Origin of the sequence: Janthinobacterium saanense, from assembly GCF_014200675.1 — a bacterium.
Classification (GTDB): Bacteria; Pseudomonadota; Gammaproteobacteria; order Burkholderiales; family Burkholderiaceae_D; genus Janthinobacterium.
The window spans coordinates 178,420-193,422 of record NZ_JACHCI010000004.1 but is presented as its reverse complement, the minus strand read 5'-3'; the positions used below and the strand labels follow the sequence as shown (position 1 = coordinate 193,422).

Genomic DNA, 15,003 nt, shown 5'->3' with positions numbered 1-15,003 from the left:
AGTTTCACAATGCAATTGATCATCCAGCGCCTACGCCTTGGTTTCCTCGGCTTGCTCATGCTGAGCCTGCTGGCCGCCTGCCAGAGCACGCCGGCGACAAAATCGCCATTCAATGCCGAGCAGATCGCCACCTTGAAAGAACAAGGCTTTTATCAGACGGACGAAGGCTGGGAGCTGAGCTTTACCGACAAGCTGCTGTTCGACTTCGCCGCCTCCAGCCTGACCAGCGCCAGCCGCAGCGGCATCCAGAAAATCAGCGCCGCCTTGATCAAGGTCAATATCACGCACTTGCGCGTGGAAGGCCATACGGATAGCGAAGGAGCCGAAGCGCTCAATAACAAGCTGTCGCTGGCGCGCGCCAACGTGATCGCCGACGCGATGAGCTCGGCGGGTATTCCACGCAGCAACATGGTCGTGCGCGGCCTGGGCATGAGCAAACCGGTAGCATCGAACGCCAGCAAGGCCGGCCAGGCAGAAAACCGCCGCGTCACCGTCATCGTCACCTCGCCATGACCGCAAGCCGGACAAACACGCTGCGCTGGGTCGTGATGGGTGTGTCCGGTTGCGGCAAGAGTTTCATCGGCAGCCTGCTGGCCAGCCAGCTGGGCGTGGACTATGTGGAAGGCGACGCTTTGCATCCGCCGGAAAACGTCGCCAAAATGGCGGCCGGCGTGCCACTCACCGACGCCGACCGCGCCGGCTGGCTGGCCGCCTTGCGCGACCGCATCGCCGCCGCCCGCGCGCAAGGCGTCGGCCTGGTGGTGTCGTGCTCGGCGCTGAAACGCGCTTACCGGGAGCTCTTGCGCGAGGGCGACCCAGCTTTGCGCTTTGCCCACCTGGACGGTCCGCGCGCGGTGCTGCTGCATCGCATGCAAGACCGGCAGCACTTCATGCCCGCCAGCCTGCTGGACAGCCAGTTGCAAACTTTGCAGCCACTGCAAGAGGACGAGGCCGGCATCGTGCTCGATTTCCGCCAGCCGCCAGAGATGCTGGTGGAACAACTACTGCAAGCGGCTTGAAGCCTGCCCTGGCGGCTGGACAGGCTGTGGTCCGCTGTGTAGACTGACGTGCAATTTCATGAGGAGTCGTATGAGCACACCAAAAACGGGCCCCGAATTCTGGGAACGGGCCGACCAGATCATCGCCGTAGCCAATCAGCAATGTGAACACAGCAACGGCGGTGAAGTGGCAACTTCGCTGCTGTACGCCGCTGCCCGCTTCAATGCCTTCCTGATCGCCAGCAAGACCAATGATCCGCTCAAGATGCAGCAAGAAAAAGAAGAGGCTGTCGCCTTTTTCACCGAGCAATACAAGCGCATGCTGAACGATAACTTCAACGACTATATCGCCAACTTCGCCAAATATACCGATCCTGCCGCCGCGCCCAAGGCTTGATCTTTACGCCGGCCAAGGATACCGGCGCCTGACCTCAGGCGTCATCCTTGCCTGCCAGGTAATTATTCTTCACACGCACATAATGCTCGGCCGAATAGCGCAGGTAGGCAATCTCGGCTTCGCTCAAGGCGCGCACTTTCACAGCCGGCCGGCCCACATACAAATGGCCGCTTTCCAGCACCTTGCCTGGCGACACCAGGCTGCCAGCGCCCAGCATCACGTTTTTCTCCACCACCACATCGTCCATGACGATGCTGCCCATGCCGATCAGGCATTCATCGCCAATGGTGCAGCCGTGCAAGATCACGGAATGGCCGATGGTCACGTATTTACCGATGGTCAAAGGCGAGCCTTCGGGCTTGGCCGCGCTCTTGTGCGACACATGGCCCATGGAAAAGTCTTGCACATTGCTGCCCTCGCCGATGACGATGCGGTTGACGTCGCCGCGCAGCACGCTGTTGCACCAGATCGAGCAATCATCGGCTATCTGCACATCGCCGATCACTTGCGCCGTGCCGTGCAGGTAGACGCGTTCGCCCACCACGGGACGGGTATTGAGGTAAGAACTCAGAGGCATGGTTTTCTCGCTTCAGACTAAAAATAAACAGACAGTATTACACCCAGCCGGCTGCCAGCGCAAAGATCGCCAGGCCATGCGCCAGCGACGCGCCCAGCAAGCCGGCACGACTATATACCAGTCCCGCCACCACACCTTCGATCACGGTAAATACGAGTATGGGCGCGCCCACCTGCGTGACGGTGGTGGCCAGGAAAGCATGGCACAGGCCAAACAGCAAGCCCGACACCAGCGCCGCGCGCACGGCCGGCATGTGTTCTTGCAACTGCTGCTGCAGCAAACCGCGAAACAGCAGCTCTTCATAACAATTGGCCGCCAGCGCAAACAGCAGCAACAGCGGCAATAAAGACCTGTCGACGGGCGGCAAGGACGGCATACCGGACAGCGCCTTCAACATGACGGCCAACACCACCACCAGCGCGGCACCGGCCAGACCCCAGGCGGCAGACCTGGCGTATCCCTTCCCTGCCCAACGGATGCGGGCACGCATTTCTTTTTCCAGGCTGAAAATACCGCCGATCAGACCCAGCGACATGGCGCCCAGCGCCAGCAAGATCAAGGGCGGCGCCATAAAGCGCAAGCCGCCAGCTGCTACTTGCCAATAACCATGGACCGTCATCGCATCGCGCGCCAGCACAAAGAACAGTATATGCACCAGCACCCGCAACAGCGGCAACTGGCGCGGCACGGCCAGCAGCAAGGCGCCGCAGACGAGAAACGCGGGCGTAATGGCCAGCAGATATTGCGTCAGGGAAGTCAGCTCAGGCATCATAAAAAGAAGAAATGCAAAAGTATCAATAGATACAACGGCAGCAATTGTATTCGGCAACAAAAGAAATAGGCGAAAAAAATCCGGCTAGGGAGCCGGATTCCATGTCAGCGCGACTTGCTTAGAAGCGGTAGCCGACGCCCACGCCGATCAGCCAGGGATCCACCTTGACTTCGCTGGCCTTGGCGCCAGAGATGAATACGTCGCTGCGGATCTGCACTTTCTTGACGTCGAAGTTCAAGGACCAGTTCTTGTCGAACTTGTAGTCAGCACCCGCTTGCAAGGAAAGGCCCCAGCTGTCGTGTTCCAGACGGCCGGCGCCGTCCAGCAGATTCACGCCCGACATGGTGGTGTAGTTCACGCCTGCGCCCACATAAGGGCTGAACTGTTTTTCCGGCGTGAAATGGTATTGCAGCGACAAGGTCGGCGGCAAGTGCTTGAAAGTACCGATCTTGGCGCCATCGAGCGTGACGTCATGCTTTTGCGGGTAGGTCAAAATCAGTTCGGCGGCGATATTGGGGGTAAAGAAATACGAGATGTCGATTTCAGGAATCGTCTTGCTGCTGACATGCAAACGGTCGGATGCGCCCACGCCGCCGATCGGAGCAGACTTGTCGGCCGGGTCAATATGCACGGCGCGGACGCGGACCAGCCACGGGCTTTCCTCTGCCATTGCATTGCCGGCGTAGGCGCCGATGACGGCCAGGACGAGTGCTGCTGCAGTTGCGGACTTTTTCATTTCATTCTCTCTGTCGTTAAGTAACGCTGTGCAGTCTAAAAGTGCAGTGCAGCAAAAACTTTGATCCACATCAAATAGCTCCCGATGACGATCACAGAGGGATTTTTTCCTTTACTCAAGTCAAGAAAAATCAGGCATTGAGTGCATCAATGCACGCCGGCAAACAGGCTGGCCAGCCAGTCTGCAAATACCCGCACTCTGGACGACAGTTGCCGGTGATGCGGATACATCACGGAAACGGGGACAGGATCAGGACGCAGCGCCGGCAAGATTTCGCACAGCTCGCCGGCCGCAATCGATTTTTCCAGATGATAACGGGGCGCCTGTATCAAGCCCATGCCCGCGCGGCAGCAGGCGTGATACGCATCGGCATTATTGACAGATACGGTACCTGGCAATTCCAGGCTGTGCAGCTGGCCATCGGCCTTGAATTCGAATGGCCACAGCTTGCCGGTATGGGCAGAAAAAAAGTTGACGGCGCGGTGGCCCTGCAAGTCGGCCAGGGTGTGCGGCGTGCCGTGCGCAGCCAGATAGGCGGGACTGGCGCACGTCACTTGCTCGAGCAGCGCCACCCGGCGCGCCACCATGGACGAGTCCGTCAACACGCCCACGCGCAAGACGCAATCGACACCTTCCCGCACCAGGTCGACCAGGCGGTCGCCCATGCCGATCTCCAGTTCGATCAGCGGATAGCGCGCGCAGAACTGGTCCAGCACGGGCATCACGAAATGCATGCCCAGCGTGCTATGCATATCGATGCGCAACTTGCCGGCCGGCTGCTGCACGGCTGCCGAAAACACATTCTCCGTCTCTTCCAGGTCCGCCAGCAAGCGCACGCAGCGCTGATAATACGCCTGACCATCGAGCGTAGGCGTCACCTGGCGCGTGGTCCGGTGCAACAGGCGCACGCGCAAGCGCGCCTCCAGTTGCTTGATCGCATGCGTCACCGTGGCCTTGGGAAAACCCAGATCATGGGCCGCCTTGGTAAAACTGTTCAGCTCCACAATGCGCGTAAAGATACGCATCGCATCAAATCGGTCCATAGTCACCTCATTGTTTATCGTTACTGCACAGTGTAGCGATTTTGTAGGAATATTTCCATAAATGCCAACAAAAGCATGACCCGCCAATCAAATGAGAATAGTAATGATTATCATTTGCGATATAATGATTAAGTAAAAAAATGTTTGCGTACATACGAACTAACAAGGCCTGACGAAACCGTCGCGAGCGGCAGGGAGTTGTGCTTGAGAAGCGCAACCGTGCTGGAGTACGGTGAGCATCGCAGACCGCGACTCACAACGTGCAGCAGGTTTGGTCAGGCGTCATCCACGAGAAAGGGAGACAATGGATATATTGAGGGAACTGCGGGATTCAGGCTTGAAAGTCACCATCCCCCGTTTGCGGATCTTGCAGCTGTTTCAGGAAGGGTCGATCAAGCATCTGAGTGCGGACGATGTCTATAAGCTCTTGCTGGCTGAAAAAATCGATGTGGGCCTGGCCACCATTTACCGCGTGCTGATGCAGTTTGCCGAAGCGGGCATTTTGTTCCGTCGCCACTTTGAGTCGGGCCACGCCGTGTTCGAGCTGAATGAAGGCCAGCACCACGACCACCTGGTCTGCACCGGTTGCGGCAAGGTCGATGAGTTTGTCGATGAAGGCATCGAGCTGCGGCAAAATGAAATCGCCGCCGAGCGTGGTTTTGTGCTGCACGAACATGCACTGTCGCTGTATGGCACTTGCGCCGACTGCACGGCAAAAAAGATACCTCCCCGCAAGGTCTGACGTCACGCTTGAGCAGCCAAGGCAAGCCGGCCTTGCGCTACACTGCGTTCAAGCTTGATAGGAGGAAAAGTGTACATTGGAGAAATTTCCCGACTGGCGGGTGCAACACCCAAGGCCTTGCGCCATTACGAGGCGCTGGGCTTGCTGGGCGAAGTCAGGCGCGCTGGCGCCTACCGCCGTTACACGCAGCAAGACCTTGCCCAAGTCAAACTGATACGCCAGGCCCAGGCGCTGGGTTTTCGCCTGGCCGAACTGCTGCCCGTGCTGGCCGGCGATGACACGGACTGGGCTAGCCTGTCCGAGCTGATCGCCGCCAAGCGCTCGCAACTGCGCGAGGAAATCGCCCGCCTGCGCCAGCTCGATATGCAACTGGGCCAGATCGACGCCGAAATCCATGACTGCCTGCAGTGCCAGGCCGCTTGACTCTGCCGCTTGACCCTACCGCTAGGGGCAAGGTTTAGCATGCAGGCTGTTCTTCTTTCAGAAAGCATGCAGCATGGGCAAACGCATCCTGGTCATCCTCGGCCATCCTTCCAACGATAGTTTCTGTTGTGCACTAGCCGAAAGCTATGCCGACGCGGCACGCAAGCAAGGCCACGAGCTGCGCGAACTGCGCCTGGGCCAGCTCAATTTCGATCCCATCCTGCGTGAAGGTTATCGCCAGGTCCAGCCGCTGGAAGCGGATTTGCTGGCGGCGCAGGCAGACATTAGCTGGGCCGACCACCTGGTGTTTGCCTACCCGATCTGGTGGGGTGGCGCACCGGCCTTGCTGAAAGGCTTTATCGACCGGGTCTTCCTGCCCGGCTACGCTTTCAAGTACCGGCCCGGCAAAGCTTTCCCCGCGCAATTGCTGGCCGGACGCACGACCCAGCTGCTGGTCACCATGGATACGCCGCCCTGGTACTTTCGCTGGATCTACCACATGCCCGGCATCCACCAGCTGCGCAAGACAACGCTGGAGTTTTGCGGCGTCAAACCTGTCAAGGTGGTTAGCTTCGGTCCCATTTTGAATTCCACGCAACAGCAAAGAGAGCGCTGGCTGGCCCAGGTTCGCAAGCTGGCGATTCGCGTGTAAGTAAACTCCCGACTTGCCAAGCATCCATCTTTCATGCGCTTTTGATACATTCCACGGCGACTGGTAATCAAGCTGTCACATTCAGCGGCTACCATGCTGATATTGCCTTTTTGCCAGTCGCCTTGCAGTTGCGGCAACAGGGCACCGACCGTTATGTAAAGGTAGCCGCCTGTGGAGTTCAACGCCTCTCGTCTGCATCTTCCCCGCTATCGCTCTTCCGTGGCGGCCGACCTGTGCATCGCCACCGAGTCGGTGCAGGCCGACGCCAGCAATTTCGACGTGCTGGAACTGTTCACGGAACGGCGCGACATGATGAGCTTGCCCGTGACGGAACAGCAGCGGCCGATCGGCTTGATCAGCCGCAATATCTTCATGTCGCAAATGTCCAAGCCCTTTTACCATGAGGTGTATGGCAAGAAGAGCTGCATCGCCTTCATGGACAAGGAGCCGCTGATCGTCGACTCGGCCATGAGCATCGAAGACCTCACCTTCCGCGCCGTGGAAGCGGGCGAAAAAGCGCTGGCCGACGGCTTCATCATCACCGAAGATGGCGCGCTGGCCGGCGTGGGTTTTGGCTTGCAGCTGATGAATGTGGTGGCCACCATGCAAGCCGAAAAAAACCGCCAGATCATGCACAGCATCGATTACGCCAGCGTGATACAGCGCGCCCTGCTGCGTACCTCCGACGCCGAACTGTCCGCCACCCTGCCCGACGCCCACCTGGAATGGCAGCCGCGCGACGTGGTCGGCGGCGACTTTTATTTTTTCGAGCGCCACGCGGGCGGCTGGTTTGCCGCCATTGCCGACTGCACGGGACACGGCGTGCCCGGCGCCTTCATGACCCTGATCGCTTCATCCGCCCTGAGCCAGGCCTTGCGCGAACTGGGGCCGCATGATCCGGCCGCCCTGATCGGCGCCGTCAGCCGCGCCATCAAGACCCTGCTGGGCCAGGATGGCAGCGCCACCGGTTCAAACGACGGCATGGATTGCGCCTTTTTGTGCTACGACACAGCCAGCGCCAGCCTGCGTTTCGCGGGGGCGAAACTGACGCTGTACCAGCTGGCGCCTGGCGGCGATGCTGACGATGCCGTGCGTGCCATCGATGGTGCGCGCATGGGCGTCGGTTATGTCGACACGCCGGCCGGCTATTGCTGGCATAACGAAACGCTCGAAGCACCACAGGGCAGCCTGCTCTTCATCACCACCGACGGCTTGCTCGACCAGATCGGCGGCAGCCGCGATATCGCCTATGGCAAGCGGCGCATGCGCGAACAGTTGCTGGCCCGCCGCGATGGCCCGGCCCGCGAGGTGGCGGCCAGCCTGCTGCACGATGTCAAAGCCTGGCAAGGCGCACAGCCGCGCCGCGACGACCTGACCTTTTTCTGTTTTCGCCTTTAACTCGCCTGTAGTGCGCCTTCAGGCCTTTCATCCACATCAAGCCGGGCAACCGGCCAGCCAGGAGCACTGTCGTGCTGTACGAAGAATTCAACGAGTTTTGGGATGTGGCGCGCAAGCGCAATATCATCTTTTTTTACGTGGGCTACTTTTCGCAGCACGTGGTCAGCGCAATTTCCGAAACCATCAAGGCGCGCCTCGATACGGCCGGTGCGGCCGGCCCCACGCGGCGGCGCATTTTTTCCTCGTTCATCGAAATGTCGCAAAACATCATGCACTATTCATCGGACAGCCTGACGCCCGATGCGCAGCTGGACCAGCAGATGCGGCGCGGTTCATTTTGCATCGGTACGCGCGGCGACAGTTTTTTTCTGTTGTGCGCCAATCCCGTCTCGACTGACAACGTGGCGCAGATCCGCACCCGCCTCGAACCGCTGCACACCATGACCATGGAAGATATCCGCCTGGCCTACAAGCGCGCCCTGCGTGAAGATACGCCCAGCGACAGCAAGGGCGCCGGCCTGGGCTTTTTGACCATGGCGCGCGACGCCAGCGAGCCGCTGGAATTCGAATTCGCCCAGGACGCGCAGGAACCGGGCAGCACCATCTTCTGCATCAAAGCCATCATTTGAAAGAGCCGACTCAGGAAAGCATATGCAATTACCGTCACCACTGTTCATCACCGCGACCCCGAGTTCGCCCGAAATCGATTTCCGCTTCGAGCAGCATACCCTGTCGATCAAGGGCGAGTCCTATCCGGAAAACGCAGCCGCCTTCTATGGCCCGCTGATCGCCGCCGTGCGCAACTACCTGGAAGGCTGCCGCGAGGTGGAAATCAGCGTGAATGTCTCGCTGGCCTATTTCAACAGCTCCAGCACCAAGATGCTGTTTACGCTGTTCGATATCCTGAACCAGGCAGCCATCGACGGCAACCATGTGCGCCTGAACTGGTACCACGACGAAGACGACGACACCATCCTGGAATTTGGTCAGGAACTGCAGCTCGACTTCACGGCGCTCGATTTCTGCGACCATCCCGTGCGCGGCAACTAGGGCATGGGAACAGCGATGTCCGAGGCCAGCCTGGAAGCCGATCTGTTTACCGCGGAAGCGGCGGCGCTGGCGGCCGCCCGCAGCATGCACGCCGATGTGGACGCGCCCGGCGCGGAACAGCGGCGCGTGCTCGGCGAGCTGATACTCCATTATGAACGCCTGATGCGCGAAACGCGCCGGCTGATACGCCGCAGCGACCGCGCCGAGCGCGACATGCATCAGCTGAACCGGCAATTGCAGGAACTGGCCGGCCAGCTGGAATACCGCGCCACGCACGACCCACTGACGGGCGCGCTGAACCGCGGCGCCGTGATCGAACACGCGCAGGCCAGCCTGGCGCTGGGCGACATGGCCCTGATCGTGCTCGATATCGATTTGTTCAAGCAAGTCAACGACGATTTCGGCCACCCGGCCGGCGACAGCGTGATACAGGCAGTGGTCGACAGCCTGAAGCGATTATTGGGCGAAGAGACGGCCATCGGCCGGGTCGGCGGCGAAGAGTTTTCCGTGGTCTGGCCCACCACCTCGCGCGACGACGCGCTCAAGGTGGCGCAGCAGATTTGCGACACCATCGCCCGCCACCGCCATGCGGCGCCGATCACGCGCGCCATCACGGTCAGCGTGGGCCTGAGCTGGAACCGCGCCGGCACCGTCTTCGAGACCGCCTACAGCCACGCCGACCAGGCGCTGTATCACGCCAAGCGCGAAGGACGCAACTGCGTGCGGCTGTGGCTGGGAAGCTGATTTCTAATATGCGCTGTCGTGGCGCGCCATGCTGCCATCGCGGCGCATGGCTTGCACGGCGCGCTGCATGGCAGCGACCTGCGCTTCGGGCACCCGCTTGTTACAGGCTAAATAAGTCTGCACCCGGTTAAACGTCAGCAGCGGCACCACCCGCGCCTCCCAATCCTTGCCGGCGAACGGCTTGCTGCCGACCGCCTTGCCGACCGCCCACAGGTCGATGCGGCCCAGCAGCAGCTTTTGCGGATTGATCCAGTCCTGCGTCACGGGCGCCACATCGAAGCCGCGCTGGCGCAGATAGTCTTCGCGTGCATCGCCCAGCACCGTGCCTATGGTCAAACCGCGTGCATCGTCGAGCGTACGCAGCACCAGGCGCCGGCCCGCCAGCCCGTATAAAACCCATTCGGCTTCGTTGAGCGGACCGATCCAGCGGAATTGCGCTTCGCGCTCCGGCGTGCGCGTGGTGGAAAACACGCAGGTATCGGCATCGCGCAGCGCCTGCGCATACGCGCGTTTCCATGGCAGCAGCGTCATGCTGTAAGCAATGCCGGCGCGCGCCATGATGTCGCGCACCTTGGCCGTCTCGCGGCCCACGATCTGGTCGCCGTCCATCATGCTCGATGGCGCCAGATGCTGTTCGCCGACGATGCGCAGCCCGGCCGCCACAGCGGCATTCGCCGTCAGCAGCAGCGCCGCCACCAGCAGCCATGCCCTTCGTCCCTGCTTCATGCTCGCCTTCTTGCGCCTGTCTTGTCACCGTGCCAGACCGCCAGACACCGCGCCCAGCCTGCTTCTGCCACCGGTTCGATGTTAGCATCCGATTCAATTTTTCCGCTAGGAAATGTTTCCTCTAAGGTCATTATTTGATAGCGGGCGTGGCGGTGGGCCAACGTTGAAGTCGATCAGGGAGAATAAACAAGAAGGAAGGAAGTGATTGGCGGAAAACAGTAGGAGTCGAACCTACGGGAGAACGTCTGACGCCCTCCACCGGGTTTGAAGCCCGGCCACATCACCGGATGAGTGTGCTTTCCGTGGTGTCTGGCAACTGCTTATATTGCTAATGGGCTATACGACCACTGTGCATGCGGTCGCAATAAATGCCCGTTACCAACACGCCGAGTATAACCGACGCGGTCAAAAAATTCCAAAACCTGTATCGCACGCTTGCGGCCCAGTCCGCTGGCATCGCGAAACACGGCCGCGCCCACGGCGCCGGCACTCGCCTCCAGCCCCTCTTCCTGCGCCGTTTTCCCGGCCAATTCTGCCACCAGCTGCGCCAGCTCGGCCAGCGCTGCCGGGTGATAAAACAGGTCGTGCACCACCTGGCTGATCTGGCCCGCCTTGGCAAGCTTGCGCAGCAAACGCCGCGCTTCGTCTTCGTCCAGACTGAATTCACGCGCCAGGTCGCGCGTCCAGGGCGGATCGTAACGCCCGCGCGCCAAAGCTACCAGCATGGCATCGGCCACCGGCTGTTCCTGCGCCGTCAATGCCACGCTGTGGCCGGGCAGGTGCAGGCTGGCGCCACGGGCCAGCACCTCGCCGTCTGCCAGCAGCTGCTGCACCAGGCTACTCCACAGCGCGTCTTCCATTTCGGTGTCGACGATGCGTTTCAAGCGCCACAGTTCCGGCCCTGCCTCGTCGGGCGCCCGCGCATGGAAGCTGTCCAGCGCCACCAGCACGCGCTGGCGCAGCGCGTGCCAGGCGGCAGGCGCCAAGAGCAAGGCGTCGCCACCGCGCAAGCCTATGCGCCGCGTGTCTGGCGGCAGCGCGATGGCGGCCGCTGGCAGCAGCGATAGCCGCACCAGCAGCGACTCGCGCAGGCCCAGCGGGCTTTGTGCCAGCAAGGCCGCGTAATCGCCATGCGCGATAAAGCTGGCAAGCGCATCGAGCCAGGCCAGTCGCGCTACACTGCGCCGCTTGCGCGCCGGGCCGAACGGATCGAGCACCAGGCCGCCGCCCACCGTCTGCGTCGCTTGCGCATTGCGCACCACGAAGCGGTCGCCCGGCACCGCATGCATGGGCGCGTCAAATACCAGTTGCACCCTGCCGGTTTCTCCCGGCGACAAGCTGTCGCCATCGAGTGGCACGGCGCGCGCCAGCTGGTGCGCCGCGCCCAGGTGCACATGCAGCGGCGACCAGGCTTTCAATTGCATACCCGCGTCGGGCAGCAGGCTCAGTTCCACATCGATGCGCTCCGAACATAAAGCCAGCTCGGGCGCGACGATCCAGTTGCCCCGTTCCATGCTTTCGCGGGCGATGCCGGCCAGGTTCAGGGCCAGGCGCTGGCCTGCCACGCCCGTCTCGGCGGCGCGGTTTTGCGCATGGATGCTGCGTACCCGCGCCTCGGCGCCTCCCGGCACCAGTTGCAGGGTATCGCCTACTTTCGCCATGCCAGCCAGCGCGGTGCCCGTGATGATGGTGCCCTGCCCCGACAAGGTGAACACGCGGTCCACGCCCAGGCGGAACAGCCGCCGTTCATCGCGCTGCGGCAGGCTGCGCGACACTTGGGTCAAGTGGGCCAGCAAGGCGGCCACGCCGGGATCGTCGTCCATGCTGGCGGCAGTCGGGAAAATCGGGCTGCCGGCCAGCGGCGTGCCATCGAGCAGCGCCTCGATATCGGCTTCCACCTGCGCCACGCGGGCGCCATCGGCGCGGTCGATCTTGGTCAAAGCCACCGCGCCCCGTGTCACGCCCAGCAACTGCAAAATCGCCAGGTGCTCCTGCGTCTGCGGCATGATGCCGTCATCGGCCGCCACCACCAGCAAGGCGAAATCGATGCCCGTCACGCCGGAAGCCATGGTGCGGATGAATTTTTCGTGGCCAGGCACGTCGATCACGCCCAGCACCGTGCCATCGGCCAGCGGTAGATAAGCGTAACCGAGTTCAATCGAAATGCCGCGTGCCCGCTCTTCCTTGAGGCGGTCCGTGTGGACGCCCGTCAGCGCGCGCGTGAGCGTGGTCTTGCCATGGTCGATATGGCCTGCGGTGCCGACGATCATGGCCCCAGTTGCCCCAGCTGCTGGGTAAAGGCGGCCATGTGCGCCGCTTCCAGGCAGCGCAAATCGAGCCATAAAGTGTCCTGGCTGATGCGCCCGATCACCGGTTGCGGCAAGGCGCGCAAGCGCTGTTCCAGCACACCGAGCGCGTTGCTCAGGCGCGAGCCGGCAACGCTGCGAATCGCCAGGCCGCAGCTGGGGAGCTGATCGACGGGCAAGGCGCCGCTGCCGATCTGGCTCAGCATGGACTCCACGCCGACCACATACGCGTCGCCCAAGGCTTGCTGCAGCAGCGGCGCCAGTTCCTGCGCCTGGCTGCGCATGGCGGCGGCGGGCCGCGTCAGCAAGCGCAAGGTGGTCAGGCGCTCGGTCAATAAATCCGGGGCGCGGTACAGCTGCAGCACCGGTTCCAGCGCGGCCAGGGTCAGCTTGCCAACGCGCAGTGCACGCTTCAATGGATTGCGCTTGATCTTCGCGATCAGGTCGGCACGGCCCACAATGACGCCACATTGCGGGCCGCCCAGCAGCTTGTCGCCGCTGAAGGTCACCAGGTCCGCCCCCGCTGCGATGGTTTCGCGCACCGTGGTTTCATGCGGCAAGCCGAACTGCGCCAGATCAACCAGGGTGCCGCTACCCAGGTCCACGGCGGTGGGAACCGCGTGCTGTGCCGCCAAGGGCACCAGCGCATCGAGTTCCACGCTCTTGGTAAAGCCGGTAATCGCGTAATTGCTGCAATGGACCTTCATCAGCAAGGCAGTTTTTTCATTGATACCGTTGGCGTAGTCGGCCAGGTGGGTGCGGTTGGTGCTGCCCACTTCGCGCAGCACCGCGCCGGCGCGCGTCATCACGTCGGGAATGCGGAAGGCGCCGCCAATTTCCACCAGCTCGCCACGCGAGACGATCACCTCTTTGCCCTGCGCCAGCGTGTTGAGCATCAGCAGCACGGCAGCCGCATTGTTGTTGACGACGGTAGCCGCTTCGGCGCCCGTCAGTTCGCGCAGCAATTCCTCGACCAGGTCGTCACGGTCGCCCCGCTTGCCCGTTTCCAGGTCGAATTCCAGATTCATCGGCCATTGCAGCGCTGCCACCACCGCTTGTACGGCAGCGTCGGGCAGCAAGGCCCGGCCCAGATTCGTATGCAGCACCGTGCCCGTCAAATTAAAAACGGGCTTCAGGTGCGAGCGAGATTGTTCACGCAGCCGAACGCCTGCCTGCGCCACGATGGCTTCCAGGGTGGCCGCCTCTTCCATCGCCGCGCCCGCCAGCAGGGAAGCGCGCAATTCGGCCAGCAAGACCCGCGCGCACGCCAGGGTTTGCACACGGCCGTATTCGGCGATCAAGGCCAGGCACGCCGCATCACCGAGGATGCGGTCTACCGAGGGCAGGCGCACGGTTTGCTCGCTCATTACTGTGCGCCCCCTTTGCCCAGCCACAGCAGCGGATTGCCGCTGGCGCGCTGGTAGCCGGCCTCGCCCACCAGCAAGTCCAGCATCAGGCTGGCCAGGTCATCGGCCAGCGGTTCGACCTGGTAATCGTGTTCCTGATTGAAGACTTTGCGATAAGTGTGGCAATCGTCGCAGGTTTCCGCGCGCGCCACCTTTTTCGGGTCGTTGGCCTTGTTGACCAATTTATCGTCCTTGGCCGCCACCGGGTCGAACGGCGCCGCATCGGCTGCGTCCAGCCCCTGATAAGCAATCTTGCCATTCTGTTCGCAGGTCGAACATTTCACGCGCACCATATGCCATTCGCTTTCGCAGATGCCGCAATGCAGATAACGGTAGCCTTGCGACTGGCCGCCGATGCGGATCACGCTGGCCACCGGGTGCGAACCGCAGACGGGGCACAAGCTGCCCGTTTCCAGGTCCGGCACGCGGGTGGCGCGCAACTGGCTGGCTGCCACCGACCATAAAATCTGCAGGGCGGCCGCGACAAACGGCGCATGCATGGGGTTGAGGTTGTCGCCATTTTCATCGAGCACCGCATCGGCGCACGCTTCCAGCGCATCGCCGTCCAGCGCGCGCAGCTGCGCCAGCACTTGCGTCAAGCCGCCAGCCAATGCCGGCTGGCGCGCCGCCGTGGCGCTCAACTCGTCGAGCAGACTGTTGAAAATCGTGCGCCACACAGGCGGGCGCGCACCGCTGACGGGCAGCACCGGCATGCGGTGCTGTATCGCGCGGCCCAGCACTTCGGCGTCGGCCACCGGCACCGCGTCCGGCGCCAGACCGGCCACGACGACAGCCTGCGCATCGGCCAGCGCGGCCATCAGCACCAGATAACCCTGCATGCCCGCATCGACGGGGATGCCCTTGATATTGCCCTGCGCCAGTTCGCGCAAGCGCAGGGCGCGCGCCGTAAACAGGCTGGAAGGCTGCGGCAGCAGCAGGCGCGGAATCGCGTTGTGGTCCAGGCCTTCGATTTCGCCTGGCTGGAGTATGCGTTGTACCACTGGAGTTTCCCATCAAAAAAGGCTGCTGTAAA

The 15,003-nt window shown here is 61.9% G+C and carries 18 protein-coding genes and 1 tRNA gene; 10 read left to right on the top strand and 9 right to left on the bottom strand.

Annotation, left to right across the window (positions count from 1 at the left end):
- Positions 1-9: 9 nt before the first annotated feature.
- From yfiB to HDE72_RS08010, 3 genes are all read left to right on the top strand, one after another.
- Positions 10-513 (top strand): outer membrane lipoprotein YfiB, encoded by a 504-nt coding sequence (gene yfiB, locus HDE72_RS08020; RefSeq protein ID WP_183738679.1) that lies wholly within the window; start codon positions 10-12, stop codon positions 511-513.
- Positions 510-1,019, top strand: coding sequence for a gluconokinase (locus HDE72_RS08015; protein WP_260176567.1), 510 nt, complete (start codon positions 510-512; stop codon positions 1,017-1,019). Before yfiB ends, HDE72_RS08015 begins: the two co-directional genes overlap by 4 nt.
- A gap of 70 nt (positions 1,020-1,089) precedes the next feature.
- On the top strand, positions 1,090-1,395 hold the full coding sequence (locus tag HDE72_RS08010; RefSeq protein ID WP_183738677.1) for a DUF3144 domain-containing protein: 306 nt from the start codon (positions 1,090-1,092) through the stop codon (positions 1,393-1,395).
- A gap of 34 nt (positions 1,396-1,429) precedes the next feature.
- Here HDE72_RS08010 and HDE72_RS08005 read toward each other — a convergent pair whose 3' ends face one another.
- From HDE72_RS08005 to HDE72_RS07990, 4 genes are all read right to left on the bottom strand, one after another.
- A complete protein-coding gene (locus tag HDE72_RS08005) occupies positions 1,430-1,972 on the bottom strand; it encodes a gamma carbonic anhydrase family protein (protein WP_183738675.1) in 543 nt (180 codons plus the stop codon).
- Positions 1,973-2,009: 37 nt separating this feature from the next.
- Complete coding sequence (locus tag HDE72_RS08000) at positions 2,010-2,744, bottom strand: CPBP family intramembrane glutamic endopeptidase (protein WP_183738673.1); 735 nt, start codon at positions 2,742-2,744, stop codon at positions 2,010-2,012.
- Between the two features lie 118 nt (positions 2,745-2,862).
- Positions 2,863-3,480, bottom strand: a complete 618-nt coding sequence (locus tag HDE72_RS07995) for an OmpW/AlkL family protein (protein WP_183738671.1) — start codon at positions 3,478-3,480, stop codon at positions 2,863-2,865.
- 146 nt (positions 3,481-3,626) lie between these two features.
- Complete coding sequence (locus tag HDE72_RS07990; protein WP_183738669.1) at positions 3,627-4,523, bottom strand: LysR family transcriptional regulator; 897 nt, start codon at positions 4,521-4,523, stop codon at positions 3,627-3,629.
- Positions 4,524-4,827: 304 nt separating this feature from the next.
- Between HDE72_RS07990 and fur the strand changes: the two genes are divergently transcribed.
- The 7 genes from fur to HDE72_RS07955 all read left to right on the top strand — a co-directional run bounded on the left by fur (position 4,828) and on the right by HDE72_RS07955 (position 9,532).
- Entirely contained in the window at positions 4,828-5,265 is a 438-nt protein-coding gene (fur, locus tag HDE72_RS07985) for a ferric iron uptake transcriptional regulator (RefSeq protein ID WP_183738667.1), read from the top strand.
- 69 nt (positions 5,266-5,334) lie between these two features.
- Positions 5,335-5,688, top strand: coding sequence for a MerR family transcriptional regulator (locus tag HDE72_RS07980; protein ID WP_183738665.1), 354 nt, complete (start codon positions 5,335-5,337; stop codon positions 5,686-5,688).
- Positions 5,689-5,761: 73 nt separating this feature from the next.
- The gene (locus HDE72_RS07975; RefSeq protein WP_183738663.1) at positions 5,762-6,340 is read left to right on the top strand and encodes an NAD(P)H-dependent oxidoreductase; all 579 of its coding nucleotides are present in this window, start codon (positions 5,762-5,764) and stop codon (positions 6,338-6,340) included.
- Between the two features lie 171 nt (positions 6,341-6,511).
- Positions 6,512-7,738, top strand: coding sequence for a SpoIIE family protein phosphatase (locus tag HDE72_RS07970; RefSeq protein WP_183738661.1), 1,227 nt, complete (start codon positions 6,512-6,514; stop codon positions 7,736-7,738).
- A gap of 71 nt (positions 7,739-7,809) precedes the next feature.
- Positions 7,810-8,367, top strand: a complete 558-nt coding sequence (locus tag HDE72_RS07965; protein ID WP_183738660.1) for a SiaB family protein kinase — start codon at positions 7,810-7,812, stop codon at positions 8,365-8,367.
- A 22-nt stretch (positions 8,368-8,389) separates the two neighbouring features.
- Positions 8,390-8,788, top strand: a complete 399-nt coding sequence (locus HDE72_RS07960; protein ID WP_183738659.1) for a DUF1987 domain-containing protein — start codon at positions 8,390-8,392, stop codon at positions 8,786-8,788.
- A gap of 15 nt (positions 8,789-8,803) precedes the next feature.
- Entirely contained in the window at positions 8,804-9,532 is a 729-nt protein-coding gene (locus HDE72_RS07955) for a GGDEF domain-containing protein (RefSeq protein WP_260176565.1), read from the top strand.
- A gap of 3 nt (positions 9,533-9,535) precedes the next feature.
- Here HDE72_RS07955 and HDE72_RS07950 read toward each other — a convergent pair whose 3' ends face one another.
- The 5 genes from HDE72_RS07950 to fdhE form a co-directional block, all read right to left on the bottom strand.
- Positions 9,536-10,258: a substrate-binding periplasmic protein gene (locus HDE72_RS07950; RefSeq protein WP_183738655.1), complete on the bottom strand. Its 723-nt coding sequence runs from the start codon at positions 10,256-10,258 to the stop codon at positions 9,536-9,538.
- A 206-nt stretch (positions 10,259-10,464) separates the two neighbouring features.
- Positions 10,465-10,560 (bottom strand) — tRNA-Sec (locus HDE72_RS07945).
- An 18-nt stretch (positions 10,561-10,578) separates the two neighbouring features.
- Positions 10,579-12,528, bottom strand: a complete 1,950-nt coding sequence (selB, locus tag HDE72_RS07940) for a selenocysteine-specific translation elongation factor (RefSeq protein WP_183738653.1) — start codon at positions 12,526-12,528, stop codon at positions 10,579-10,581.
- Complete coding sequence (gene selA, locus HDE72_RS07935; protein WP_183738651.1) at positions 12,525-13,931, bottom strand: L-seryl-tRNA(Sec) selenium transferase; 1,407 nt, start codon at positions 13,929-13,931, stop codon at positions 12,525-12,527. The genes selB and selA overlap by 4 nt, the downstream gene beginning before the upstream one ends.
- Complete coding sequence (fdhE, locus tag HDE72_RS07930) at positions 13,931-14,971, bottom strand: formate dehydrogenase accessory protein FdhE (protein WP_183738649.1); 1,041 nt, start codon at positions 14,969-14,971, stop codon at positions 13,931-13,933. Before fdhE ends, selA begins: the two co-directional genes overlap by 1 nt.
- Positions 14,972-15,003 lie beyond the last annotated feature (32 nt).